General features: G+C 70.3%; 21 protein-coding genes, 1 other RNA gene, 4 pseudogenes and 1 riboswitch. Of the genes and pseudogenes, 13 read left to right on the top strand and 13 right to left on the bottom strand.

Annotated elements, in window-relative coordinates; all coding sequences use genetic code 11:
- Window positions 1–159: 159 nt before the first annotated feature.
- Window positions 160–4,239 (bottom strand): annotated as a pseudogene (locus PL79_RS16090) (translocation/assembly module TamB domain-containing protein).
- Window positions 4,240–4,264: 25 nt separating this feature from the next.
- Window positions 4,265–6,091, bottom strand: a complete 1,827-nt coding sequence (locus PL79_RS16085) for an autotransporter assembly complex protein TamA (RefSeq protein ID WP_044849218.1) — start codon at window positions 6,089–6,091, stop codon at window positions 4,265–4,267.
- A 254-nt stretch (window positions 6,092–6,345) separates the two neighbouring features.
- On the opposite strand from PL79_RS16085, the gene PL79_RS16080 reads away from it, so the two are divergent.
- From PL79_RS16080 to panD, 4 genes and pseudogenes are all read left to right on the top strand, one after another.
- Window positions 6,346–6,534 carry a DUF3460 family protein gene (locus tag PL79_RS16080; protein WP_044849219.1) on the top strand — a complete coding sequence of 63 codons (189 nt, stop codon included), beginning with the start codon at window positions 6,346–6,348 and terminating at the stop codon, window positions 6,532–6,534.
- A 4-nt stretch (window positions 6,535–6,538) separates the two neighbouring features.
- Window positions 6,539–7,411 (top strand): segregation and condensation protein A, encoded by an 873-nt coding sequence (locus PL79_RS16075; protein WP_044849220.1) that lies wholly within the window; start codon window positions 6,539–6,541, stop codon window positions 7,409–7,411.
- A 257-nt stretch (window positions 7,412–7,668) separates the two neighbouring features.
- Entirely contained in the window at window positions 7,669–8,508 is an 840-nt protein-coding gene (gene panC / locus PL79_RS16070; RefSeq protein ID WP_044849221.1) for a pantoate--beta-alanine ligase, read from the top strand.
- Window positions 8,509–8,549: 41 nt separating this feature from the next.
- Window positions 8,550–8,924: pseudogene (gene panD, locus PL79_RS16065) on the top strand (aspartate 1-decarboxylase); the annotation flags it as partial.
- A 223-nt stretch (window positions 8,925–9,147) separates the two neighbouring features.
- On the opposite strand, the gene PL79_RS16060 reads toward panD, so the two are convergent.
- The 4 genes from PL79_RS16060 to PL79_RS16050 all read right to left on the bottom strand — a co-directional run bounded on the left by PL79_RS16060 (window position 9,148) and on the right by PL79_RS16050 (window position 12,238).
- A complete protein-coding gene (locus PL79_RS16060) occupies window positions 9,148–9,807 on the bottom strand; it encodes a ParA family protein (RefSeq protein WP_044849222.1) in 660 nt (219 codons plus the stop codon).
- Window positions 9,808–9,934: 127 nt separating this feature from the next.
- Complete coding sequence (locus PL79_RS16055) at window positions 9,935–10,348, bottom strand: DoxX family protein (RefSeq protein ID WP_044849223.1); 414 nt, start codon at window positions 10,346–10,348, stop codon at window positions 9,935–9,937.
- Window positions 10,349–10,513: 165 nt separating this feature from the next.
- Window positions 10,514–10,654, bottom strand: a complete 141-nt coding sequence (locus tag PL79_RS36150; protein WP_185500425.1) for a hypothetical protein — start codon at window positions 10,652–10,654, stop codon at window positions 10,514–10,516.
- Between the two features lie 81 nt (window positions 10,655–10,735).
- On the bottom strand, window positions 10,736–12,238 hold the full coding sequence (locus tag PL79_RS16050; protein WP_044849224.1) for a cobyric acid synthase: 1,503 nt from the start codon (window positions 12,236–12,238) through the stop codon (window positions 10,736–10,738).
- 73 nt (window positions 12,239–12,311) lie between these two features.
- Here PL79_RS16050 and cobU point away from each other — a divergent pair.
- The 4 genes and pseudogenes from cobU (at window position 12,312) to PL79_RS16030 (ending at window position 15,697) form a co-directional block, all read left to right on the top strand.
- Window positions 12,312–12,865: pseudogene (cobU, locus tag PL79_RS16045) on the top strand (bifunctional adenosylcobinamide kinase/adenosylcobinamide-phosphate guanylyltransferase).
- Window positions 12,859–13,803, top strand: a complete 945-nt coding sequence (gene cbiB / locus PL79_RS16040) for an adenosylcobinamide-phosphate synthase CbiB (RefSeq protein WP_044849301.1) — start codon at window positions 12,859–12,861, stop codon at window positions 13,801–13,803. The pseudogene cobU and the gene cbiB overlap by 7 nt, the downstream one beginning before the upstream one ends.
- Window positions 13,796–14,789: pseudogene (locus PL79_RS16035) on the top strand (aminotransferase class I/II-fold pyridoxal phosphate-dependent enzyme). Before cbiB ends, PL79_RS16035 begins: the two are co-directional and overlap by 8 nt.
- Window positions 14,786–15,697 carry a cobalamin-binding protein gene (locus tag PL79_RS16030; RefSeq protein WP_044849310.1) on the top strand — a complete coding sequence of 304 codons (912 nt, stop codon included), beginning with the start codon at window positions 14,786–14,788 and terminating at the stop codon, window positions 15,695–15,697. The pseudogene PL79_RS16035 and the gene PL79_RS16030 overlap by 4 nt, the downstream one beginning before the upstream one ends.
- 152 nt (window positions 15,698–15,849) lie before the next feature.
- Here the strand turns inward: PL79_RS16030 and cobC are convergent, their stop codons facing one another.
- Genes cobC through PL79_RS16005 form a run of 5 tightly spaced genes read right to left on the bottom strand, consistent with a single transcriptional unit; the run spans window position 15,850 to window position 20,100 of the window.
- Window positions 15,850–16,434 carry an alpha-ribazole phosphatase gene (gene cobC, locus PL79_RS16025; protein WP_044845639.1) on the bottom strand — a complete coding sequence of 195 codons (585 nt, stop codon included), beginning with the start codon at window positions 16,432–16,434 and terminating at the stop codon, window positions 15,850–15,852.
- Window positions 16,419–17,195: an adenosylcobinamide-GDP ribazoletransferase gene (locus PL79_RS16020; RefSeq protein WP_044845638.1), complete on the bottom strand. Its 777-nt coding sequence runs from the start codon at window positions 17,193–17,195 to the stop codon at window positions 16,419–16,421. Before PL79_RS16020 ends, cobC begins: the two co-directional genes overlap by 16 nt.
- A complete protein-coding gene (gene cobT / locus PL79_RS16015) occupies window positions 17,185–18,240 on the bottom strand; it encodes a nicotinate-nucleotide--dimethylbenzimidazole phosphoribosyltransferase (RefSeq protein WP_044845637.1) in 1,056 nt (351 codons plus the stop codon). The genes PL79_RS16020 and cobT overlap by 11 nt, the downstream gene beginning before the upstream one ends.
- 52 nt (window positions 18,241–18,292) lie before the next feature.
- Window positions 18,293–19,105, bottom strand: coding sequence for an ABC transporter ATP-binding protein (locus PL79_RS16010; RefSeq protein ID WP_044845636.1), 813 nt, complete (start codon window positions 19,103–19,105; stop codon window positions 18,293–18,295).
- A complete protein-coding gene (locus tag PL79_RS16005; RefSeq protein ID WP_044845646.1) occupies window positions 19,102–20,100 on the bottom strand; it encodes a FecCD family ABC transporter permease in 999 nt (332 codons plus the stop codon). Before PL79_RS16005 ends, PL79_RS16010 begins: the two co-directional genes overlap by 4 nt.
- Before the next feature lie 688 nt (window positions 20,101–20,788).
- Window positions 20,789–21,041: riboswitch (cobalamin riboswitch) on the bottom strand.
- 165 nt (window positions 21,042–21,206) lie between these two features.
- Here PL79_RS16005 and PL79_RS16000 point away from each other — a divergent pair.
- The 5 genes from PL79_RS16000 (at window position 21,207) to PL79_RS15980 (ending at window position 23,606) form a co-directional block, all read left to right on the top strand.
- Window positions 21,207–21,557: an ATPase gene (locus PL79_RS16000; RefSeq protein ID WP_044845635.1), complete on the top strand. Its 351-nt coding sequence runs from the start codon at window positions 21,207–21,209 to the stop codon at window positions 21,555–21,557.
- Window positions 21,554–21,868 (top strand): cell division protein ZapA, encoded by a 315-nt coding sequence (locus PL79_RS15995; RefSeq protein ID WP_011885730.1) that lies wholly within the window; start codon window positions 21,554–21,556, stop codon window positions 21,866–21,868. Before PL79_RS16000 ends, PL79_RS15995 begins: the two co-directional genes overlap by 4 nt.
- A gap of 80 nt (window positions 21,869–21,948) precedes the next feature.
- A non-coding RNA gene (gene ssrS / locus PL79_RS15990) (6S RNA) lies at window positions 21,949–22,130 on the top strand.
- A 69-nt stretch (window positions 22,131–22,199) separates the two neighbouring features.
- Window positions 22,200–22,661 carry an EVE domain-containing protein gene (locus PL79_RS15985; RefSeq protein ID WP_044845634.1) on the top strand — a complete coding sequence of 154 codons (462 nt, stop codon included), beginning with the start codon at window positions 22,200–22,202 and terminating at the stop codon, window positions 22,659–22,661.
- A gap of 204 nt (window positions 22,662–22,865) precedes the next feature.
- Entirely contained in the window at window positions 22,866–23,606 is a 741-nt protein-coding gene (locus PL79_RS15980) for an SIMPL domain-containing protein (RefSeq protein WP_044845633.1), read from the top strand.
- A gap of 181 nt (window positions 23,607–23,787) precedes the next feature.
- Here PL79_RS15980 and lgt read toward each other — a convergent pair whose 3' ends face one another.
- Window positions 23,788–24,678 (bottom strand): prolipoprotein diacylglyceryl transferase, encoded by an 891-nt coding sequence (gene lgt / locus PL79_RS15975; protein WP_044845632.1) that lies wholly within the window; start codon window positions 24,676–24,678, stop codon window positions 23,788–23,790.
- An 89-nt stretch (window positions 24,679–24,767) separates the two neighbouring features.
- Window positions 24,768–25,685, bottom strand: a complete 918-nt coding sequence (locus PL79_RS15970) for a LysR substrate-binding domain-containing protein (protein WP_044845631.1) — start codon at window positions 25,683–25,685, stop codon at window positions 24,768–24,770.
- Between the last annotated feature and the right edge of the window lie 125 nt (window positions 25,686–25,810).

Raw genomic sequence — 25,810 nt, 5'->3', positions numbered from 1 at the left:
CCACGTGCGGGGCTTTTTCATGGGCGGCCGCGAGCGGCGCCGCGGCCGGTGGTTGCAGGTCGGCGTGACGCTCGCCGCTGCGTGGGCAGGATGCGGCGCGTGCGCACGCGCGAACCGGGGCGCCGGCGCGCCTGGCCGACCGGCCAGGCGCCCGCTTCGTCACCGCTGGCCGAACCAGCGATCGAAACGCCGCGTGTAGTTCAGGTCGACGCCCTGGAACGTGCCGCCGTACGCGGACACCGACCAGAAGCGCGTCAGGTTGATCGTCGCCTTGAACGCGTTGCTCGCCGATTGCAGCCCTTGCTCGTAACCGAGCACGAAGCGTTCGTTGATCGCCTTCGAGATCTGCACGACCTGCGCATCGGTCAGGCCGACGTCGCTGCGGCCGATCGAGAATTCGTCGAGACCGATGCTCTGCGCGACGCGCTTGCCGGTCGCGCTGCCGAGCAGCCCGAGCGCGGCCGTCATCGCGTTCTGCTGGCCGACGTTGTTGCCCTGGTCGGTGCCGTGCCCGAACAGCAGCCACGACAGCTTTTCGTTGTCGGTGACGTTCGGCTCGGACACGAGCTTGACCGTCGGCGACTGGATCGTGCCGGTGACCTGCACGCCGGCCTCGACCTCCTGGTTGCGCCGCATCGCGAGGATGTTCACGCCCGGATTCGACACCGGGCCGTTGAACGTGAAGAAGCCGTTCTCGACCGCGAGCTTGCGGCCGAACGACGTATACGTCGAGCCTTCCGTCACGCGCACGTTGCCGACCGCGCGCAGCGGCACGCCCGGCGCGCTCATCACGGTGATCGTGCCGCGCAGGCCGAGATCCGCGCCGTGGCCCTTGAAGCGGAAGTTGTTGCCCAGGCCGATGTCGATGTTCGCGCGCGGCGCGAGCGACGGCGCCGGCTTGTCCTCGACCTTCTGCGGCTTCGCGGCCGCCGTACCGGTCTGCACGTCGCCGCGCACCGTGCCGTCCGGGCGCACGATCACGACGTCGTCGGACAGGTGCGGCGCCGACTCCTCCGGCAGGTCGAACAGCGCGCGGTCGACGACGAACTTGCCGTCGATCGACAGTGCGCCGCGCGGCCCGTCGTTCGCGACGGTCGCCTTGCCCGACAGCGACAGCTTGCGATCCGGCGCCGCGAACAGCTCGAGCTTGTCCGCGACGATGCTCGCGGTCAGGTCGGGCGCCGCGCCGTCGAGACGGACGCGGCCGATCGCGCGCAGCGTGCCGTCGCCGCCATGGAACTCGACCTGCTGGAATTCGACGAGGTTCTCCGCGAGCTTCACGCGCACGATGCCGTCCTTCAGCTGCACGCCCTGATCGACGAGCGTCGCGGACAGGTCGTCGCCCGTCAGCATCCCCGACACGTTCGGCTTCACCGGCGTGCCCGCGACCGTCAGCTTCAACGCCGCGCGCCCGCCGAGCAGATAGCTCGGCCCGAACAGGTTGCCGGTCGCCTTCAGCGACGGAATGTCGGCGTCGATGCGGCCCGACAGCGGGCCGTCGTCGACGACGCCGAACACGCCGTCGCGCAGCGCGAACGGCACGGTGACGTTCGCGTCGAGCGTGCCGACCCGGTTCGCCTTCGCGAGCGCCACCACGTTGAGCCGGTTGCCGGGTGCAAAGCTCGCGCGCGCGGACAGGTCGGTCAGCCCGAGCGACGCGATACCGCGCCCGGTCTCGATCGTCACGTCGCCGCCGCGCCGCTTCACCTGCACGTAGCCCGTCGCGTTCGCGCCGAGCGAGAAATCCCAGTCGGCATCGAGCACGACGTCGGTGCGCACCGGCGGCCGCTGGCCCGTCAGTTCCTGGCGGATCTCGAGGAAACGGGCGACCGATGCATCGCGCACGGCGCCCGCCGAGCGCATCTGGCCGTGGTCGAACACGAACGACTTCAGGTCGATCGCCGCGCCTTCGAGCGTGAGCCGCGTCGCGCCGAGCGTCACGCGGCCGGCGCCGGCCGACACCGCAAGCGGCGCCTGCAGCGCCACCGCCGGCGTGCCGCGATTCGCGAGGCGCGTGACGGTGCCGTCCCAGCGCGTTCCGTCGCGGCTCTCGACCACGCCGCCGTTCGCCGCGAGCGTCAGGTCGATCACGCGGCCGCCGGCCGTCCCCATCGCCGACGCGTCGAGCGTGTGCTTCGCGCGCGTGCCGTCGAGGTTCGCGCGCAGCGATTTCAGTTGCAGCGAACCGAGTGCGATGTCGGTCGCGTCGGCCGTGAATACGAGCGCGCCGTGCGCGCCGTCGCGGATGTCGGCGCGCCCCTGCGCGGCACCGATCCGGTTCGAGCCGACCACGACGTGCTGGGCCTTGTACGTGGCCGTCACGTTCGGATGCGCGAAGCTGCCGGTCAGCTCGCCCTGCGCCTGCACGAGCCCCTGCACGCCGAAGCCGAGCCGGTCGAGTTCCGGCGCGTCGACGACGAAGCGCAGCCGGTCGCCCGGCGCGCCGAAACTGCCGCGCAGGTCGACGTGGTTGCCCGCGATCGACAGCGTCGCATTGCTCGGCAGGATCCGCGAGCCGGCGAACTGCACGACGCCCGCGCCGGTCAGCGGCACGCCGTCGTACAGGCTGTCGCCGAGCTTGAAGGTCGCCTTCGTCGACACCTGCGGCGCGAACGCGCCGGATGCCGTCAGCGTGCCCGATACGCGCGTCTCGCCGCGTCTGGCCGGCGCCTTGGCCGCGGCGGCGGTTTTGGTCGCTGTTTTGGCCGCCGTTTTGGCCACTGTTGCCGCCGGCTTGCCGCTACCGGCCTTCGGCGCGCCCATCGCCGCGAGCAGCAGCGGATCGAACGCGGTCAGCGTCGCCTTCGCGTCGTAGCTCGAATGCGCGTCGTGACGGAACACGCCGGTCAGGTCGATGCGGCCCTTGCCCGCCGTCACGCGTGCATCGGTCAGCACCGTCTGCTGCGGCGTCAGCGCGACCTTCGCACGCGCGCCGAGCGCGAGCTTCGGATCGTTCAGGTCGAAATCGACGGTCGTCACGTCGCCGGCGAGCGTCACGCCGAGCGGCCCGCCCAGGCGCATCGGCCGCAACTCGGCAACGAAGGCGTTCAGGTCGAGATTCGCGACCTTCAGGTCGAAGCGGCCCTTGCCGCCCGTCAGCGTGCCGTTGCCGGTCACGCTGCCGTCGCGGATCAGTTTCAGCCCGAGGCCGTCGATTCGCTGCTCGTGCGCGTCGAGATTGACGATCGCATGCGCGTCGACGACCGGCAGCAGGTGCTCGCCGAGCGTGCCGGGCTTCGCGTTGACGATCGACACGGGGCCGGTCACCGCGAACCCCTTCGCCGGGGCAGTGCCGGCCGGCGCGGTCACGGGCGCCAGCTCCGCGCGCACCGCGAGATCGGCGGCCGGCGCGCCCGGCGCGATCGCCTGCGGGTTCACGTGATCGAACGCGAGCGACGCGCGCGTGAGCGGCACCGCGCCGAACGGCGCGGCCTCGACGTGCGCGCGGCCGTTCAGTTTCATCCCGCTCGCGGTGACGTCGGCGACGAGCGCGTCGAGCGAACCCGATACGTTCGCGCTCGCGTTGACCGCTTCGTTGGCCACCTTGCCCACGTAGGTCGCGTTGCCCGTCAGCGCGAACGGCTTCACGCCGTCGAGCTTCGCGCGCGCGGTCAGCGCGCCGTACGGCGTGTCGACGCCGTCGAGCGCGAGTTCATGGTGACGGCCGTCGCTGCGGCCGTTCAGCGCGAGATGGTCGAGCTGCGTCGTCGAGGCGCCTTCGTGGATCGCCAGGTGGCCGACACGCAGGTCGTCGATCCGCAACTGCAGCGGCAGGCTCAGGTCCTGCGGCGTCGCGGCCGGCTTCGACGGCCCCGGCACGATCCGCACGTCGACCGTGCCCGCGCGCAGGTAAGCGACCGACAGCCGCCACGGCGCGCGGGTCAGCACCCAGCGGCCCTCGAGCCGGTCGATCCGCACTTCGGTGCTCGTGCCGCCGGGGCTCGTCCATGCGAAGCCGCGCAGCGCACGCCGGTCGCGAGCGCGCGGCCGTCCAGCGTGCCGCCAGCCGGCCGCGAGTACGCGACGGCCGTCTGCCACGCGAGCCGCGTGCCGCGCTCGGTCGTCGCCGCGGCCAGCACGAGCCGGCCGCCAGCACGGACGAGCAGCACGGCCGTCACGAGCGTCCACGCGACGATCGGCCCGCACGCCCGCGCCGCGGCCGCGCGGCGGCGCACCGGGCGCGCGCTCGGGCGAGTCCGGATCGTTCGGCGGCAGCGTGTCGTTCGGGTCCTTCGTCATGCGGTTCGTGGCTCGTGCAACAAGGTCAGAAGGCGATGCCGAGCGTCAGGTACGGGCGCACGCTGTGGTTGCGCAGTCCGTACGCGACGTCGACGTTGATCGGGCCGACGGGGCTGCGCCAGCGCGCGCCGATGCCGACGCCCGGGTAAAACACGCGCTCGCCCCACGCATCGGTCGCGGTGCCGATGTCGAAGAAGGTCGCGGCGCCCCAGTCGCGGTTGAACCAGTGCTGGTATTCGGCGGTGCCCGTCATCAGGTACTTGGTCGGCAGCACGGAGCCGGCGACGCTGTTGCCGATGCTCTGGTAACCGTAGCCGCGCACCGAGTTCGAGCCGCCCGCGCGGAACAGCAGCGATGCCGGCACGCCGGTCGAGCTGCCGCTCGTGAACACGCCGCCGAGCTCCGCGCGGAACACGAACAGGTCGCGCTTGCCGACCGGCACGTACTGCTGGCCGCGCGCGTAACCGCGGATGAAGGTCTGGTCGGTCAACACGCCCTTGATCGCGAAGCCGGCCTCCGCGTGGATCAGGTTGCCCGAGCGCGGGAACAGCGGATCGTCGACGTTGCGGCGCGTCCATGCCCACTGCGGCACCAGCGCGCGGCTCGTGGTCGGGCCGGCGCCGTTCTGGTCGAGCCGGTCCTGGTAGAACATCAGCGAGTACGCATAGTCGATGAACTGGCCGGTGCGCGTACGCTGCACGCCGACCCGCGCGCTGTAGATGCGCGTGTCCGACACGTTGGTGTTCGTGTACGACGCGAGCACGCTGTTGGTCCACCCTTTCGCGCCGGGCGGCATCGACAGCTGGACCTGGCCGTACTGCTGGATCTGGTCGAGCCGGCCCGACACGGTGAACGGCCACGCGGCGCCGAACGTGTCGAGATACGTGTAGGAGCCCTGCACGTGCGGGCCCGTATCGGTCGCGTAGCCGACGCCGCCGCGAATGTTGTTGTACGGGAACTCGCTGACCTTCACGTGCACGGGCGTACGCTCGGGCTTCGACGTATCGTCGCCGACGTCGATCGCGACGCTCGCGTAGTACGGCGTGTTCTGCAGTTGCCGCTGCAGCTCGGTGATCCGCTGCACGTCGTAGATCTCGCCTTCCGACAGCGGATTGACGTTCGTGACGATCTTCTCCGGGTAGCGGCGCACGCCGTCGACATCGACCTTGCCGATCGTGAATGTCGGGCCGCTGTCGAACGTGACGGCCAGCGTCGCGCGCTGCGTGCGCGGGTCGATGCGCGCCTCCGACGACGCGATCTTCGCGCCCAGGTAGCGGCGCGCCTGCAATTGCCTGAGCGCCGCGCCCTTCGCGACGTCCCAGTCCGATTGCGTGAACGGGTCGCCCGGCTTCAGCGAGAACGCGAAGCGGGTCGCGGCCTCCTGCTTCGGATCCTCGGTACCGACCGGGCCCTTGAACGTCAGGTCGACCGTCGACACGACGGTCTGCGGCCCCGGATCGACGGCGACGCGCACGTCACGCTTGCCGTCGCGCGTGCGCACGTCGGTGCGTACGACCGGCGAAAAATAGCCGGCCGTCGCGGTCAGGTCGCGCACCTGCTGCGGTGTCGCGGTCACGAGGAAGTCGAACTGGTCGTCGCTGATGTCGTCGCGCTTCGCGAAGCGCGCGATGTCGAGATGGGTCTTGAGGAGCTTGCGGATCGAGCGCGGCGCGTCGATGTCGACGTCGTACTTCGCGTAGGCCGGCAGCACGACGAACGCGGCGAGACAGCCGACGAGGGCTGCCCGGACCGCCGCACCGGCGCCGCGCCGCGCGCGACGACCGGGGTGTCGGGCCGCGCGCGGGCTCGCCTCATGCGTCGTGTGTGCTTGCTGGTTCGCGTGACCCGCCAAATATGACCTCACCCTCGGTTGTCGTGATTCCGTGGAAAACCCTGTATTTGACCACAGGGCGGCGGCCCTGCCCGCGCGGGCCCCTCTTTGACGCTTGCGCGCAACGACGCGCGCACGGGCCCGGCCGGTCGCGCCGCGGGCACCGGCCAGCGGATTCGACGCGCGATTGCCGCCGGCTGTTCCCCGCGATGCGGTAAAATCCCGCCATCGCGAATCCGGCGCATCGTGCGCCGCCCGAAACGGAAAGCCAAGCCATGCCGTACCAGTCCGACGTCACGCAATTCCTGAACCAGCTCAAGCAACAGAAGCCGACGCTCGAAGAAGAGCAGCGCAAGGGCCGCTCCCTGCTGTGGGACAAGCAGCCGATCGACCTCGACGAGCGTGCCGAGCAGCAGGAATCGCGCGTGAAGCAAACGTCCTACGTCTACTACCAGAACTTCTGACGACGTGAGCGCCGCCGACGAGGCCAGCGCCGCCCGGCAGGACGACGCGATCGCCGCGCCCGCGGGCGCCGATTCGACGCCCGACACGGTCGACGGTGTCGCGGCGTTCGCACGCCTGTACGGCGAGCCGCTCTTCAAGCTGCCGCAGGACCTCTACATCCCGCCCGATGCGCTCGAGGTGTTCCTCGAGACGTTCGAAGGCCCGCTCGACCTGCTGCTGTACCTGATCCGCAAGCAGAACTTCAACGTGCTCGACATCCCGATGGCGCAGGTCACCGCGCAATATCTGGGTTACGTCGACCAGATCCGCACGTCGAACCTCGAGCTGGCCGCCGAATACCTGCTGATGGCCGCGATGCTGATCGAGATCAAGTCGCGGATGCTGTTGCCGGTCAAGAAGGCCGACACCGGCGAGGAAGCCGAGGATCCGCGCGCGGAACTCGTGCGCCGCCTGCTCGAATACGAGCAGATGAAGCTCGCCGCGCAACGTCTCGACCAGTTGCCGCAGCTCGGCCGCGACTTCCTGCGCGCCGAGGTCTACATCGAGCAGAGCATCACGCCGCGCTTTCCCGACGTGAACTCGGACGACCTGCGCGCCGCGTGGGCCGACGTGCTCAAGCGCGCGAAGCTCGTCCAGCACCACAAGATCTCCCGCGAGGAGCTGTCGGTGCGCGAACACATGAGCCTGATCCTGCGCAAGCTGCAGAACGCACGCTTCATGGAGTTCGCCGACCTGTTCGACACGTCGCGCGGCGTGCCGGTCGTGGTCGTGAACTTCATCGCGATGCTCGAGCTCGCGCGCGAATCGCTCGTCGAGATCACGCAGCCCGAACCGTTCGCGCCGATCTACGTGCGCCTCGCGTACCTGCCCGCGTAAGGCGCCCGCCGCCCCCGCCTCACCCCGCACACCGAAACACGCCGCATCCCGCCGCCGGGCCCGCCCGCGCGGGCTGCCTGCGGCGCGCCCGCGTAAAAAGTGAACGATCGTACTTTTTTCGATGCGTCCGGCGGCCAAATCCTCTACAATCCGCCGACGCCCGATGCGCCGCCCGCGCGCCGGCGTTCTCCGCTTCGACCCCGACGCCGCTGTTGCGGCGCCAACGCGCGCCTGCGCGAGGAACCCGCTACCCGATCATGAAAGTCATCAGCTCGATCCAGGAACTGCGCGACCAGTTGCGCGGACAGAACCGCACGGCGTTCGTGCCGACGATGGGCAACCTGCACGAAGGTCACCTGTCGCTGATGCGCCTCGCGCGCCAGCACGGCGACCCGGTCGTGGCGAGCATCTTCGTCAACCGGCTGCAGTTCGGCCCGAACGAGGATTTCGACAAATATCCGCGCACGCTGCAGGACGATATCGAGAAGCTGCAGAAGGAAAACGTCTACGTGCTGTTCGCGCCGACCGAGCGCGACATGTATCCGGAGCCGCAGGAGTACCGCGTGCTGCCGCCCGACGACCTCGGCGGGATTCTCGAGGGCGAGTTCCGCCCCGGCTTCTTCGCCGGCGTGTGCACGGTCGTCACCAAGCTGATGTCCTGCGTGCAGCCGCGCGTCGCCGTGTTCGGCAAGAAGGATTACCAGCAGCTGATGATCGTGCGCCGCATGTGCCAGCAGCTCGCGCTGCCGGTGGAGATCATCGCGGCCGAGACCGTGCGCGACGAGGACGGCCTCGCGCTGTCGTCGCGCAACCGCTATCTGACGACCGACGAGCGCAAGGAAGCGCCCGAGCTCGCGAAGACGCTGCAACGCGTGCGCGACAGCGTGCTCGGCGGCGAGCGCGACCTCGGCACGCTCGAGCAGCACGCGCGCACGCATCTGGCCGAGCGCGGCTGGGCGCCCGACTACATCGCGATCCGCCGCCGCGCGAACCTGATCGCGCCGAGCGCCGCCGAGCTCGAAGCCGGCGAGCCGCTCGTCGTGCTCGCGGCCGCGAAGCTCGGCGCGACGCGCCTGATCGACAACCTGGAAATCTGACGGGCCGCCCGCCGTCGCCTCACACGCCTCACGGAGATACCATGCAGCGCCACATGCTCAAATCGAAGATCCACCGCGCGGCCGTCACGCACTGCGAGCTGCATTACGAAGGCTCGTGCGCGATCGACGAAGACCTGCTCGAAGCGGCGGGCCTGATCGAAAACGAACGGATCGACATCTGGAACATCAACAACGGCGAGCGCTTCTCGACCTACGCGATCAAGGGCGAGCGCGGCAGCGGGATGATCTCGCTGAACGGCTCGGCCGCGCGCCGCGCGCAGCTCGGCGACCTCGTGATCATCGCGGCGTTCGCGATGGTCGACGAAGCCGAGCTGCAGGCCGGCTGGAAGCCGAAGCTCGTGTTCATCGACGAAGGCAACAAAGATCAAGGCCACCGCGACCACGTGCCGACGCAGAAACTGGACCGTGATTCACGCGGCCGGCCGGCGTGTGTCGCGGCGCGCCGGATCGCTGCCGCGCGCGCCGCGCGCCGGGGCGGCCGAAGCCGCGCACCCGCATACGTACGAAGGGCCTGATCCGCCACGCTGCCGCATCAGGCCCTTCTTCATTGGAGCGGGAACCGACCGAATTCGACCGGCTGCGCCGCGCGGGTTCGCCTCGCGCATCCGCCTCGCGCGCTCAGGACGCCTTCGCGACCTTCTCCGCTTTCGGCGCGCGGCGCTCCGCCCATTCGACGATCGGCCGCCACTGCTCGAGGTCCTTCTCGACGCGGCTCTTCGCGACGTCCCACAGCGTCAGGCCGTGCGCGGCGATCTGCACGTAGTTCTGCGTGTCGCGCACGTAGCCGAGCACCGGCAGCCCGAGCCCTTCGACGAAACGGTGCAGCTGGTCGGACGAGCGCGTGCGCGCGTCGACCCGCATCCCGACGATCCCGACCTCGACGCTGCCCTTGCGCACGGCCTTCTCGCCGGCGAGGCGCTCCAGAAACTGCTGGGTCGCGAGAATATCGAACATCGACGGCTGCAGCGGCACGATCACCTTGTCGGCGAGCTGCAGCGCGACGTTGAGCCGGTTGCCGTGCAGCCCGGCCGGCGTGTCGATCACCGCATATTCGAGGCCGCGCGGCGGCTTCGACGGCGCATCCGGGTCGAGCTCCCACGCCTCGATCGGCGGCAGGCCGGCCGGCCGCAGGTCGAGCCACGCATGCGCGGACTGCTGCCGGTCCAGATCGGCGAGCGCGACCCATGCGCCCTGCGCCGCGAAATAGCCGGCAAGATTGGTGGACAGCGTGCTCTTCCCCACGCCGCCCTTCGGATTCGCCACCACGATGACCGTCATGAATTCCCCCGAAAAAGCCGTGCGGCGCCTGCCGCCCTGGCAGGCGCCGCTCGATTGCGGATACAGGGAGCGATGATATCGGCAAACGGGGTGTCACCGGAACGGGTTGCGCCGAAGCCCGCCCCGTTTATGCGGTCCGCGTCGCGGCGCGCGGTGCGCCGAGCGCGAACGCACCGCCGCCCAGCAGCGCCTGCACGGCCAGCGTGACGGCCCAGAACGCCGGGTATTCCCAGCCGCCGTTCGGCGACGCGAAGCTCCAGCCGTTCGGCAGATGCGCGGACACCGCGCCGAGCATGAACGGCAGCAGCACGAGTGCGGCGATCCGCACGCGGAAGCCCGCGAGCAGCGCGAGGCCGCCGGCCAGTTCGACGACGGTGGTGACATACGCGAGCCAGCCCGGCAGGCCGATCGACGCGAAAAACTGCGCGGTGCCGGGCAGCGTGAAGACGAACACCTTCTGCGCGACGTGCGCGAGGTACAGCACGCCGAGTGCGACACGCAGGAGCGTCGCGCCGAGATCGTTCAGGCGATTGGGGTTCATGGCGAATTCCTTCGTGAGTGGATGGGAATGGATCGCACTCTATTCGAATCGTTTCGACCAATAAACACGCATTCCGGCTTTAACTGATTCCCGAATGGAACGAATCGGATCATGAAAAAGGGCATGACCGATCATGCCCCGATGCCAGCACCCCCGCTGCGAACCTCAGCCGCCGCTCTTGCCCTGGGCGGCGTCGCCCGAACCGGCCGGCCCGCCGCCCGGTGCATACGAATCGCACGCGTGCGCAAACGCCGACGCGCCCAGCAGCACCGCGAGCAGCACACTCAACCACCATCGACCCTTCATCGTCGCGCTCCTTCGGGCGGACCTCCGCCCATCTGAGTTGTACGCGATCCGCCGCAAAATGCCAGGCCGGCACGCCATGCGTCAGCGGAACTCGGCGTACAGCGCGCGCAGGTCGAGATGCTCGGCGAACGAATCGGCCAGCCGCTCCAGCGACGCCTCGCGCAGCGCCGGATAGTCGATGCGTTCCGCGCCGTCGAGTCCCGCCCATGCGAGCAGTGCCGCGCACGCGTCGGGCGCGTCGAACAGCCCGTGCACGTAGGTCGCGAGGATCTGCCCGTCGGCCGACCGTGCGCCGTCCGGGCGCACGCCGCCCGGTGCGTCGCCCGCCGCCAGTTCCAGCGCGGGCGCCGCGAGCGCGGGCCCGCGCGTGTCGCCCATGTGGATCTCGTAGCCGTGCACCGCGGCCGCGCCCGGCAGCGCGAGCTGCCCGGTCACGTTCTTCAGCGTCTTGTCCGGCTGCAGCGTCGTGTCGAAATCGAGCAACCCGAGCCCCGCCACGCTGCCGGGCGCCCCTTCGAGGCCGAGCGGATCGTCCAGCGTGCGGCCGAGCATCTGCATCCCGCCGCAGATGCCGATCACCTTGCCGCCATAGCGCAGGTGCCGGCGGATCACCGCGTCCCAGCCCGCGTCGCGCAGCCACGCGAGATCGCGCTGCACGCTCTTCGAGCCGGGCAGGATCAGCAGGTCGGCGTCCGGCAGCGGGCCGCTCTTCCAGTACGTGAACTCGACCTGCGGATGCGCGCGCAGCGGGTCGAAATCGGTATGGTTGCTGATCCGCGGCAACGCGGGCACCACCACGCGCAGCACGCCGGCATCGCCGCGCGCGGCGGCGCTGCGCGCCTGCGACGGCAGCATGTCCTCGGCATCGAGCATCAGCCCGTGCAGGTACGGCAGCACGCCGAATACCGGCTTGCCCGTCTGCGCGCGCAGCCAGTCGAGGCCCGGTTCGAGCAGCCTGATGTCGCCGCGAAAGCGGTTGATGACGAAGCCGCGCACGCGCGCGCGCTCGCTGTCCGACAGGCACGCGAGCGTGCCGACCAGGTGCGCGAACACGCCGCCGCGGTCGATGTCGGCCACCAGCACGACCGGGCAGTCGACGCGCTCGGCGAAGCCCATGTTCGCGATGTCGCCTTCGCGCAGGTTGATTTCGGCCGGGCTGCCCGCGCCTTCGACGAGCACCGTGTCGTAGCCGGCGCGCAGCCGCGCGTACGACTCGAGCACCGCGTCGAACGCGACCGGCTTGTAGTCGTGGTAAGCACGCGCGTCGAGGTTCATGCGCGCCTTGCCGTGAATGATCACCTGCGCGCCGCGGTCGCTCGTCGGCTTCAGCAGCACCGGATTGAAATCCGTATGCGGCGCGACGCCGGCGGCCAGCGCCTGCAGCGCCTGCGCGCGGCCGATCTCGCCGCCGTCGGCAGTCACCGCGCTGTTCAGTGCCATGTTCTGCGGCTTGAACGGCGCGACGCGCGCGCCCGCGCGGCGCGCGAGGCGGCACAGGCCCGCGACGAGCGTGCTCTTGCCCGCGTCGGACGTCGTGCCCTGGATCATCAACGTGCCGTGCGGCTGCGGTTCGGGTGCGTTCATCGTGTGCAAAGTCGTGGCGAAGCAAACGCGCATTATCGCCCGCGTGCGGCCGCCGCGCCGTTACAATCACGCGATGATTCCGCACGACCTCACCTTCGTCCTCGGCGGCGCGCGCTCGGCAAGAGCGCGCACGCCGAGCGGCTCGCGCCGACAGCGGCGCCGTCACCTACATCGCGACCGCGGCCGCGACGGCCGCCGACGCCGAATTCGAACGGCGCATCGGCATCACGCGCGCGCCGGCCGGCCGACTGGGGTTTCGCCGACGCGCCCGTCGACCTCGCCGGCACGCTCGCGCGGCTCGACGATCCGCACGCGTGCCTGCTCGTCGACTGCCTGACGCTGTGGCTCACGAACCTGCTGTGCCCGCTCGACGGCGAACCGCTCGACGATGCGCAGTACGCGGCGCAGGTCGAGCGGCTCGAGCACGCGTTGCGCGGCGCGCGTGCGAAGGTGATCGTCGTCAGCAACGAAATCGGGCTCGGCGTCGTGCCGCTCGGGTCGGTCACGCGCCGCTACGTCGACGAACTCGGGCGCCTGAACCAGCGCGTCGCCGCGCTCGCGACGCGCGTGACGCTGCTGGTCGCCGGGCTGCCGCTCGAACTCAAGGCCGGAGCGCCGTCATGCTGATGCTGTCGCTGCCGCTCGTCGCGATGCTCGCGGTCGCGGCCGCGATCGTCGACCGTGTGATCGGCGAACCGGCCGGCTGGCATCCGCTCGTCGCGTTCGGCCGGCTTGCCGCGCGCATCGAAGGCGCGCTGAACACGGGCCGGCGCGGCCGCGTGGTCGGCGTCGCCGCATGGGTCGCGGCCGTGGTGCCGCCGGTGGTGGTCGCCGCGTGGCTCGCGGCCGTGCTGCCCTGGCCGCTCGCGGCCGCGCTGCACGTCGCGCTGCTGTGGTTCGCGCTCGGCGCGAAGAGCCTCGCCGACCATGTCGCGCCGATCGCCGCCGCGCTGCTGCGGCACGATCTCGATGCCGCACGCGCGCTGACCGCACGGATCGTGTCGCGCGACACGAGCGCAGCCGACGAAGGCGCGCTGTCGCGCGCGGCCGTCGAATCGGCCCTCGAGAACGGCAACGACGCGATCTTCGGCGCGCTCTTCTGGTTCGTCGTCGCGGGCGGCCCCGGCGCGCTGCTGTTCCGGCTCGCGAACACGCTCGACGCGATGTGGGGCTATCGCACGCCGCGCTTCCTGACCTTCGGCTGGGCCGCCGCGCGCCTCGACGACGCGCTCAACTGGATTCCCGCACGCCTCACCGCCGCGAGCTACGCGCTGCTCGGCGACACGGCCGCCGCGTGGCGCTGCTGGCGCACGCAGGCGCGCCACTGGGACAGCCCGAACGCGGGCCCCGTGATGGCCGCGGGCGCCGGCAGCCTGAACGTGCAGCTCGGCGGCCCGGCCGTCTATCACGGCGAAATCGAAGACCGTCCCGCGCTCGGTACCGGCGCACCGGCGACGGCCGCGCACGTCGTCGCCGCGCTGTCGCTCGTCACGCGCACGCTCGCGCTGTGGCTCGCACTGCTCGTCGCGAGCGGCGCACTCATCCTCGCAACCCATCATGTCTGACGCACGCATCCCGCACGGCGGCAACCTGCACGAAGCCGCGCGCCGCCACGGCATTCCGTACGACGCCTGGCTCGACCTGTCGACCGGGATCAATCCGGTCGGCTATCCGGTGCCGCCGGTCCCGGCCGACGCATGGCGCCGGCTGCCCGACGACGGCGACACGCTCGCCGCATGCGCGGCCCGCTACTACGGCGCACCCGATGCCGCGCACGTGCTGCCGGTCGCCGGCAGCCAGGCCGCGATCCGCGCGTTGCCCGCACTGCTGCCGGCCGGCGACGCCGGCGTCGCACCGCTCGCGTACGGCGAATACGCGCCTGCCTTCGCGCGTCACGGCCATCGTGTCGTCCCGCTCGACATCGCCTCGGACGCGTTGCCTGCGACGCTACATCACGTCATCGTCGGGAATCCGAACAATCCGACTGCCGAGTTCGTTCCGACCGAACGGCTGCTCGGCTGGCATGCGCAACTGTCGGCACGCGGCGGCACGCTGATCGTCGACGAGGCCTTCGCGGATACGGGCGCCACGCGTCGCTCGCGCAGTACACCGATCGTCCGGGCTGTCGTGTGCGCTCGGTCGGCAAGTTCTTCGGGCTCGCGGCATTCGCGCGGGCTCGTGCTGCGCGTCGAGCTGATCGCCGCGCTGCGCGAATCTCGGCGCGTGGACGTCAGCGGCCCGCGCGTTCACGCGATCGCCCCCGCGTTCGCCGACGCGCATGGCAGCGCCGCGCGCGAGGCGCGGCCGACGGCGCACGCTCGCCGCGCTGCGCGCGCGTACGAATTGCGGTGCACGGACGCGCTGTTAGCTGGACCGACGACCGCGCGCCGCCGCGCTGCATACGGCACTCGCCACGCACGGGATCTGGACGCGGCACTTCGCGCAACCGTCGAGCGTGCGCGTCGGCCTGCCGGGCAACGAAGCCGAATGGCAGCGCGTCGCCGACGCGCTCGCGCAGTGCGCGCCGACGCTGCAACGGGCATCCGCATGAACGCCCGCCCGTTGCGCCGGCTGCCGGCACTCGCGATGCTGGTCGCGCTCGCGCCCTTCGCTCACGCCGACATCACGACCCGCGACGATGCAGGCAATGCCGTCACGCTGCCCGCACCGGCGCAACGCGTGATCAGCCTCGCGCCGCATGCGACCGAACTGGTCTATGCGGCCGGCGGCGGCACGAAGCTGGTCGGCACGGTCACGTACAGCGACTACCCGCCCGCCGCGCAGGCCGTGCCGCGCGTCGGCGACAACAAGGCGCTCGACCTCGAGCGGATCGCCGCGCTGAAGCCCGACCTGATCGTCGTCTGGCGGCACGGCAATGCCGAGCGGCAGACCGACGCACTGCGCGCGCTGCACATTCCGCTGTTCTTCAGCGAACCGAAGCATCTCGACGACGTCGCGACGTCGCTGCGCCGTCTCGGCACGCTGCTCGGCACGGAACCGGTCGCCGACGCGGCCGCGGCATCGTTTTCGCGCGACATCGCGGCGCTGCGCGCGCGTTACGCGGCACGCCCGCCCGTCACGATGTTCTTCCAGGTATGGGACCGGCCGCTGACGACGCTCAACGGCGCGCATCTGTTCAACGACGTCGTCACGCTGTGCGGCGGCCGTAACGTGTTCGCGGCGCTGAAGCCGCTCGCGCCGACCGTCACCGACGAGGCCGTGCTTGCGGCGAATCCGGAAGCGATCGTGACGACGAGCGCCGGCGCGACACGCTCGGACGCGCCGCTGCCGAGCCTCGCGCGATGGCGTGCATGGCCCGCGCTGACGGCCGTGGCGCGCAACAACCTGTTCGCGATCGACGGCGATCTGCTGACGCGGCCGTCGCCGCGGATCGCGCAAGGCGCGGCCGCGCTGTGCGAGGATCTCGACGCGGCGCGGGCGCGGCGGCCGACGCGCTGATTTCGGGCGTCGATGCCCTTGCGCGCGTCAGACGAGTACGCGACAGCCTACGCGTCCCAGTGGACGACTTCCCACGTGCGAGCGGCATCCTCCATCCGACGCTGATTGCGGGCCTTGATACCCTTGCACGCGTCAGGCGAGCACGCGACAGCCTACGCGTCCCAGTGGACGACTTCCCACGTGCGGGCAACATCCTCCATCCGCAACCAGACGACGCCGCCCGTCGGCACCGGTCGTGACAGCAGCGTATCGAGCGGCACGCGCAGCGCATGCGACGCGAAGGCGCGAATCACGCCTGCATGCGTGATCGCCCATTGCGGCGCGTCGGCCTGCGCGACCGCATCCGCGATCCGTGCGACACGCGCGGCGAACCGCGCGACGCTTTCGCCGCCATGCGCGCACGCATGCATCAGGTCGGCCGCCCACGCATCGAGCGCCGCGCGGTCGATGTCGTCCCAGCGCTGCAGCTCCCATGCGCCGAAGTCCATTTCCTGCCAGCCCGCGTCGCGCCGCAGCGGCACGTCGAACGCTTGCGCAAGCCGCTCGGCGACCGACGCGCAACGCGTGAGCGGACTCGTCCAGACCTGCGCGGGCAACGGCGCCCCGAGCGCCGCCAGACGCTCGCGCATGGTCCGCTCCCCCGCCTCGGCCGGTGCGGCGAGCGGCACGTCGCTGCGTCCGTAGCACACGCCCGGCTCGACAGCGACGGCCGGATGGCGAATCAGGACGAGATCCATCCGAGCACCACGAGATAGATCGCCAGCTCGCTCAACTGCTGCGCGAAGCCGAGGCAGTCGCCCGTATAACCGCCGATCCGCTTCACGAAATAGCGGGCCGCCCATGCGCGCACGAGCACGAGCGCGACGACGGCCGCGACGCCCGCGCGCCAGTCCGGCCAGAACAGCCACGGCAACCCGAATGCGGCCACGACGCAGGCCGCGCGCGCGCCCATGCGCCGTGCGACCGGTTTTGCCTTGCCTTCCGGCCGGACGTAGTCGAGCGACATCAGCAGGCTCACGGCCCCCGCGCGGCTCGCCGCATGCGCGGCGATCATGGTCCACGCGGCGCGCAGCGGCGGCATGGCCGCGAGCGCCTGCCATTTCAGGCCAAGCGCGATCACGAGCGCGGCCGCGCCGAACGTGCCGATGCGCGAGTCGTGCATGATGCGCAGCACGTCGTCGCGCGCGTAGCCACCGCCGAACGCATCGCAGCTGTCGGCCAGGCCATCCTCGTGGAATGTGCCGGTCGCGAGCAGCGTCGCGGCCATCGACAGCCCGACTGCGATCGATGCCGGCAGCACGCGCAGCGCCGCGAGATAGACGAGCGCGCCCCATGCGCCGACGCACGCGCCGACCAGCGGGAAGTAGCGTGCGGCCTGATCGAGATCGCCGGCCGCGTAGCCGATCGCGCGCGGCACCGGCACACGCGTGAAATAGCCGAGCGCGACGAAGAAGTAGCGCAGCTCGGCGCGTACGCCCTGCGCGCGTTCAGGCGTCACGATTGTCGACGCCCGCGGATTCGAAGCTCGCCATCTCGGTAAGGAACGCGGCCGCCGCGCGCACCAGCGGCAGCGCGAGCGCGGCACCCGTGCCCTCGCCGAGCCGCAGGTCGAGCGCGAGCAGCGGCTTCGCGCCGAAATGCTCGAGCATGCGCCGGTGCCCGGCCTCGTGCGACGCATGCGAGAACACGCAGTAGTCGCGCACGCCGGGCGCGATGCGCTCGGCGACGAGCAAGGCGGCCGTCGCGATGAAGCCGTCGACGAGGATCGTCATCCGCTCGCTCGCGGCCGCGAGATACGCGCCCGTCATCATCGCGATCTCGAAGCCGCCGAACGTCGCGAGCACGTCGAGCGGCGCGATCGCATGCGAATGCCGGACGAGCGCGCGGCCGAGCACCGCGCGCTTGTGCGCGAGCCCCTGGTCGTCGAGACCCGTGCCGCGCCCGACGCACGCGTCGATCGGCACGTCGAGCAGACGGCTCATCAGGCACGCGGCCGACGACGTGTTCGCGATCCCCATTTCGCCGAAGCCGATCACGTTCGTGCCGAGCGACGCGTGCACGCGCACGCGCGCGGCACCCGCGGCGAGCGCGGTTTTCGCCTCGTCGTGCGTCATCGCGGGTTCGACCGCGAAATTGCGCGTGCCGCGCGCGACCGGCAGCGACACGAGCCGGTCGGACACCGGCAGCGGCGACGCGACGCCCGCATCGACGATCTCGAGCACGCTCTGCGCGACGCCCGAGAACGCATTGATCGCCGCGCCGCCGGCCAGGAAGTTCGCGACCATCTGCGCGGTGACCGCCTGCGGATACGGGCTCACGCCCTCGGCCGCGATCCCGTGGTCGCCGGCGAACACGATCGTCACGGGACGCTGCACGTGCGGCCGCTCGGTGCGCTGGATCAGGCCGATCTGCAGCGCGAGCGCCTCGAGCTGGCCGAGGCTGCCGGGCGGCTTGGTCTTGTGATCGATCACATGCTGCAGACGCTTGCGCAGCGTGTCGTCGAGCGGCGCGATCGCGGGCGGGAAGTCGGTCGGGTTCGTCATCGGAAGGTTGCCTCGTTGGTGCGGCCGCTGCCGCGCATCGAAAGAAGGAAGTTCATCGTCGCTCGGGCCACGCGGGCAGCAGCGCATCGCGGCCGTTCTCGCGGATCAGCACGAGCGGATAGCCGAACGCGTCGCTCGCGCGCGCCGGCGTCAGCACGTCGAGCACGGGGCCCGCCCACGCATGGCCGCGGCCGTCGAGCAACAGCGCGTGCGTCGCGAAACGCCGCGCAAGATTCAGGTCGTGGCACGAGAACAGCACCGTGCGCGGGCCCGCGTCGAGCCACACGCTCAGCGCGGTCAGGCCGTCGATCTGATGATGCAGGTCGAGATGCGCGAGCGGCTCGTCGAGCAGCATCAGCGGCGCGTCCTGGCACAGCGTCGCGGCCAGCGCGACACGCTGCCGCTCGCCGCCCGACAGCGACAGCACGTCGCGCGACGCGAGCGCGCTCAGCCCGAACGTCGCGAGCGCATCGCGCGCGGCCGCGCGGTCTGCCTCGCGCTCCCAGCCCCAGCCGCCGAGATACGGAAAGCGGTTGAGCAGCACCGTGTCGAATACCGTCGCGCTGAAAGCGTCGTGCAGTTGCTGCGGCATCAGCGCGCGGCGCCGTGCGAGCTGTTCGGGCGGCCACGCGGCGAGCGGCCGGCCGTCGATCTCGACCTGCCCGCCGGCCGGCCGCTGCAGGCCCGCGAGCGTCGCGAGCAGCGTCGTCTTGCCGGCGCCGTTCGGGCCCGCGACGCACCAGATCTCGCCGGGCCGGAACACCTGCGTGAAGCCGTCGAGCAGGGTCCGTGCGCCGGCCCTCAGCGTGAGGTCGACCGCCGCATAGGTCGTGTCGCCGGCGGTGTGCGGTGCGGCATGCGTCATCGCATCGGTCTCCTCAGCAACATCCACAGGAACACCGGCACACCGATCAACGCGGTCATCACGCCAACCGGCAATTGCGCGGGCGCGATGGCGGTGCGCGCGAGCAGGTCGGCCGCCATCACGCCGCCGCCGCCCGCGAGCATCGCGGCGGGCAGCAGCATGCGCTGGTCGTTGCCGAATGCGAGCCGCAGCGCGTGCGGCACGACGAGGCCGACGAAACCGATCGTGCCGGCCGTCGTCACCGCGGCCGCGGCGGCCAGCGACGCGACGAGGTAGATCCGCATGCGCAGCCGCGCGACCGGCACGCCGAGCGCGAGCGCGGTCGCGTCGCCACGCAGCAGCACGTTGAGTTGCGGCGCGGCCGGCAGCGCGACGCAGGCGGCCAGCAGCAGCGCGCCCCATGCGAACCAGGGCGCCGTCACGCCGTTCAGATCGCCCGTCAGCCAGAAGATGATGCCGCGCAGCCGCGCGTCGGGCGCGAGCGACAGCAGCAGCGTGACGAGCGCGCCCCACCCGGCCGCGATCACGACCCCCGTGAGCAGCAGCCGCGGCGACGCGTCGCGCGCATCGCCGCGCCACAGTTCGCGGCGCGCAAGCCCGAGCACGAGCGTGACCGACACGAGCGCGCCGGCGAACGCGGCCGCATCGACGAGCCACCACGCGGCGCCCGCGATCATCGCGACGAGCGCGAAGCCGGCCGCACCGCCCGACACGCCGAGCACGTACGGCTCCGCGAGCGGATTGCGCAACAGCACCTGCAGCAGCGCACCGGCCAGCGCGAGCAGCGCGCCGCACGCGAAGCCCGCGAGCGCACGCGGCAGCCGCAACGTGCGCACGATGTCGGCGAGCAGTGCGTCGCCGCCGTGCGGCACGAGCGACGCGAGCGCCTGCCACGGCGACATCGGCACGCTGCCGATCGACAGCGACGCGACGAACAGCAACGCGACCACGGCCGCGAGCGCGGCCCAGATCGCGGCGGCACGCGCGGCGCTCATGCGCCGCACGGCATCGCGCATGGCGCGTGACGCTTTCGCTGACCGTCATGGCCGGCCGGGCTCGGCACCGGCGTCGCGCTCCGGCGTGTCGTAGGCATACGCAAGCTCGTCATCCTCGTCGAACAGGTTGTTGATGCGTGCACGGACGAACCGTGCCCGGTGATGTCATCGCACGCACGGCCAGGATGCCATGCGCGGCATGACGCATGATTCACGGCCGGCGACGCCCCATACCGCGCGCGACGATCGGCACCCGGATTCCGCAATTCGTCGCCCGGGTCCCGCGATGCGGCGGCCGGCCGCGTGCCGGTCGCACCGACGTGACACGCGCGCGATCCGTCGCGCCGCATCCTCGCGTGGCCCACGTTCTGCGCAATATAGTGGAAGCCGCCGCAGCGGGTCGATCGGCATCGCGCTTGCGTCACCGTCAGGCACGCTCGGTGCGGCAACCGCGGCGTCCGGCAGCAAGGGGACAGCGTCGCGCCAAGCGACCGGGCGCGGTGCCGCGGCGACCGGCGTCGTCGCCGATCCGGACGAATCGGCGTGCGCTGCGCTCCGCGCGATGGCGGCAGGCGACATTGCGCAGCGTGCGCCGCACGCCGTGCGGACGATTGGGGTCAGCATCGAAGACAAGTCCCGTGAAGCACTGCGCGCCCCGCTTCCCCGCGGGCCGTGCGTCATGAAGCCGTGCAGGCTCCTCGCCTCGGCCGGTATCCGGGCTGGCGGCGTACCGGCTCGCCTTCCCGCGCGTATCACGCGCAGTGGCCCGCGCCAGCGTGCGACCTGCACGCGAAACGCGCCCGAGCCGGCCTGCGTCATGCGACGCGGCCGCTTACCGTTGCGGGGGCAGCGCAGGTTGGCGAACTCCGGGCGGAGCACGCGCCCTGCTTCCCGTTTAACCGCGCGACGCACGCGCGAGCACCGAGGCGGCGCCAGTTTAGGAGCGGGCCGCGCGAGCGTCAAGGAAGCGTCCGGACGCATGCGGAACACGTGCCGGACCCGTGTATTCGCGGCAAGAAGCGGGGGTGTTACGACTGGAAACGTTACAGATGTCGGAATGCGCGTTATTCCGCGCTAAAATGCTGGGTCTTTAGAGGACGCAGCAAATGCTCAACGAACTCGAAACTTTATCTCAAAATATTGGCCGTCTGATCTCGCTGAACAAGCGCTATCACTCGGAACGGCTCGCGCTCGAGGAGCAGGTCGCGCAATTGCGCGCGGAAGCGGACACGGTCCGCGCGGAACTCGCGCAACTGCGCGACGAACGCAATGCGCTCGCGGCCGAGCGCGACACGCTGTCGGCAAAGATCGACGACGCCCAGGTCAAACTGAATGCGATTCTCGAAAAGCTGCCGCGCACGAAGAGCGCGGAGCAAGCCGACAACCAGCTCGACCTGCTGGATGCGCAGGCGCGCACGGACAGCGACGACGCGGCCAGCCACGGAGAACATGCATGAGCACCAAGCAGATCGAAGTCTCGATTCTCGGTCAGCCCTATCGGCTCGCCTGTTCGGCCGAGACCGAAGCGGCGCTGCTCGAGGCCGTCGCACGCGTCGACGCAGAAATGTCGAAGATCCGCGCGAACAGCTCGGTGCGCGGCACCGACCGCATCGCGGTCATGGCCGCGCTGTCGCTCGCGTCCGAATTGCTGCGGCTGCAAACGAGCGTGCGTCACGGTGAAGCATTTCCGGCGGAAGAAATCCGTCGTACAATGCACCAGATGAACGAACAACTCGGCGCGGTGCTCGCACAGCACGAGACGCAGTAACGTTTGATCGATGCGTCGATTCCCCTTGATCTCGGCGATCAACGGTGGTCAAATTGGCGCAACGAAACACAGTTCAGTCAGCTTCCCTGCCTGGTTCGCCAAGGTCATATATTCCTTGAACCAATGCCATGTGCACGGTTGCGGAAATTTGTAGCACGGGCGCGCGCGTCACTCTGTCTGATGTACCCGAAGTGCTGCTAACTGCGACCAATTCTGAACCCCAGGTTCAGGATGCCGGCCTAGCGGCCAAGGCGGGGGCCTATTCAACGGCATCGGGAAGTCCCGATGCCGTTTCCTTTTGTAGCAGCCCTTTCTGCGTCGATCACGATCCATGCAATACTGGCTGATGAAGTCCGAACCGGACGAAGCAAGCATCGACGATCTCGCGCACGCGCCGCAGCACTCGCTGCCGTGGACCGGCGTGCGCAACTATCAGGCGCGCAATTTCATGCGCGACACGATGAAGATCGGCGACGGCGTGCTGTTCTATCATTCGAGCTGCCCGGAACCGGGCATCGCGGGCCTCGCCGAAGTCTCGTCGACGCCCTACCCCGACCCCACCCAGTTCGATCCGGCAAGCCCGTATTACGATCCGAAGTCGACGCAGGAAGCACCGCGCTGGCTGCTCGTCGACGTGCGCTTCGTGAAGAAGTCGCCGCTCGTGCCGCTCGCCGCGCTGCGCGAACACGACGAACTCGCCGACATGCGCGTGCTCGCGCGCGGCAACCGGCTGTCGATCACGCCCGTCACGCGTGCCGAGTGGCGCTTCATCACCGAAAAGCTGATGAAGTAGGCGTGCGCATCAAGCGCGCGCGGCAAGCACACGCCAAAGGTCAAATCCGGTCAACACGCGCCACCGCCACGGAACTCGCGGTGCGTTCGCGCAGCCTAAGCAACCGCTGTCGCCCGATCGGGCGGCTGCCGTTTTTCGTCGCGCGGTACGCCCGCGTCGCGCACGCGTGATCCGCGTGCGCGCCCTCGCACAAGGAGTCCAACAATGACCAAGAAATCCGCACTCGCGCTGTCGCTCGCCCTCGCCGCCGCCGTGCCCGTCGCGCTGACGCTCGCGTCGCCCGCCGCGCACGCGCAGACCGCGAACCCGCACTTCCCGGAGCCGGCGGGCGTGCTGTCGCTGTCGTCGCAGGCCAGCGCCGACGTGCCGCAGGACATCATCCACATCACGCTGTTCTACGAACAGCAGGCGAAAGACCCGGGCAGCCTGACGTCGGCGCTGAACCAGCGCGCCGACGCGGCGCTCGCGCAGGCGAAGGGCGTGTCGGGCGTCACCGCGCACACCGGCGCGTTCTCCGTCTATCCAAGCACCGATCGCGACGGGAAGATCTCCGCATGGCGCGGTCGTACCGAAGTCGTGCTCGAATCGCGCGATTTCGCGGCGGCGTCGAAGCTCGCGGGCCAGTTGTCGAACCAGATGCAGATCGCGAACGTCGAGTTCTCGTTGTCACCCGAAGCGCAGCGCGCGGCCGAACAGAAGCTCACGACCGAAGCGATCAAGTCGTTCCGCGCACGCGCGGACGAAGCCGCGAAGGCGTTCGGCTACAACAGCTACTCGATTCGCGACGTGAACGTCGGCGGCAGCCGCAACGTGCAGCCGTACCCGCGCATGATGGCGATGGCCGCCGCACCGATGGACAGCGCGAAGATGAGCGCGCCGATTTCGGTCGAAGGCGGCAAGGCGACCGTGTCGGTCACGGTCAACGGCTCGGTGCAGATGAAGTAACGCGCATTGCGCAACGCGCGGCAGATGTGAAAACGCCGGCCCGAGGGCCGGCGTTTTTCGTTTGCGATCCTGCGATCGACGCGCACGCCGATCGTGCGCGTCCGCATCGCATCAGGCATCACGCATCACGTGCCATGCATCACACGACTCGCGCGTGACGCAACCGCATCACGCCGCGACATCACGCGACCGCATTCGCCGCGCGACGGCGATACGCCCACACCAGCAACGCGACGCCCGCGAGGATCATCGGCAGCGACAGCCACTGCCCCATCGACAGGCCGAGCGCGAGCAGGCCGAGGAAGTCGTCCGGTTCGCGCGCGAATTCGACCGTGAAACGCGCGAGCCCGTAGCCGATCAGGAACAGCGCGGAGATCGCACCCATCGGCCGCGGCTTGCGCGAGAAGAAGAACAGCACGAAGAACAGCGCAATGCCTTCGAGCGCGATTTCGTAGAGCTGCGAAGGATGGCGCGGCAGCATCTGGTACTGCATGAACACGTCGGCCAGATGCCACTTCTCGACGAGCGCCGGATGCTTCGGCAGCCATGCCGCGTCATCGCGCATCGCGCCCGGGAACAGCATCGCCCACGGCGCGTTCGGATCGGTCACGCGGCCCCACAGCTCGCCGTTGATGAAGTTGCCGAGCCGCCCGGCCGCGAGCCCGGTCGGCACCATCGGCGCGACGAAGTCGGTGACCTGCAGCCAGTGGCGCTTGCGCTGCCATGCGAACAGCGCCATCGCGAGCGTCACGCCGAGGAAGCCGCCGTGGAACGACATCCCGCCTTCCCACACCTTGAACACGTCGAGCGGATGCGAGAAGTAGAAGTCGGCCTTGTAGAACAGCACGTAGCCGAGCCGGCCGCCGAGCACGGTGCCGAGCACGCCGTAGAACATCATGTCGTCGATGTCCTTCGCGGTCCAGCCCTGCGCCGCGACGTGCGGCAGCTTCAGGCGGATCCGGCCGACGACGATCGCCGCGATGAAGCCGACGAGATACATGAGGCCGTACCAGCGCACGGCCAGCGGCCCGAGGTGGATCGCTACGGGGTCGAAATTCGGGTGAATGATCATGGGTTAGCGATGAAGTTTTCGAATGCGGTACGGCGCTCGCACCGGCGCCGCACCGCGCATTGGACGGCACCGGCGCGCCATCGTTCGCGTCACGTGGCGAGCCCCTGCGCGCGCACGACGTCGATGAAGCCGGCGAGCACCGGGCTGACGTCGCCCGTGCGCCACACGAGGCCGGTTTCGACGACCGGCGCGTCGCCGGCGAGCGGCCGGTAGACCACGCCGGTGCGCCGCAGGTTACGCAGCGACTGCGGCACCAGTGCGACACCCATGCCGGCCGACACGAGGCTGACGATCGTCTGCATCTGGATCGCCTCCTGGCCGATGCGCGGGGTTTCCCCCGCCGCGCCGTAGCAGCCCGTAATGATGTCATAAAAGCCGGGCGCCAAACGACGCGGGAAGATCACGAGCGGCAGCGCGGCCAGGTCGGCCAGATGCACGGGTTCGTCTTCCGACACGCCGTGCGCCGCGGCCGCCGGCATCGCGACCACCAGCGGCTCGCGCACGACCGGCAGGTACGACAGCCCGGCCGCGTGGCGCGGCGGCACCGGCGGAATCACGAGCCCCGCGTCGATGCGGCCCGCGACGAGTTCGTCGATCTGCACGTCGCTCGTCGCCTCCGCGAGCTGCAACCGCACTTGCGGATAACGCGCGCCGAACGCGCGCAGCAGCGACGGCAGCAGCCCGTAATCGGCGGTCGACACGAACGCGAGCGACAGCGAACCGGCTTCGCCGCGCGCGAGGCGCCGTGCGAGCGGCGGCAGCGCGTCGGCCGACGCGAGCAGCCGGCGCACGTCCGGCAACAGCGCCGCACCGACCGCCGTCAGCGCGACCGAGCGCTTGGTGCGCGCGAACAGCGCGACGCCGAGCGTGTCCTCCAGCGCCCGGATCGCCTGCGACAGCGGCGGCTGCGTCATCGACAGGCGCTCGGCCGCGCGGCCGAAATGGCGCTCGTCGGCCACGGTCACGAAATAGCGCCACTGGCGCAGGTCCGGCGTCGGTTCGGCCATCTCTCACTCATTCGCAAAAAGACTTAATAAGCGACAAATAATATATTGGACATCCCAAACCGGAAACTCCATGCTTGATTGATCCGAACCGGTGCGCCGATCGCGGGCGTCGCCAATACAACGAT

Origin of the sequence: Burkholderia sp. USMB20, assembly GCF_000949135.2 — a bacterium.
In the GTDB taxonomy this organism is placed as follows: domain Bacteria; phylum Pseudomonadota; class Gammaproteobacteria; order Burkholderiales; family Burkholderiaceae; genus Burkholderia.
The sequence above is the reverse complement of the archived record's forward strand: the minus strand, read 5'-3'. Positions and strand labels throughout refer to the sequence as shown.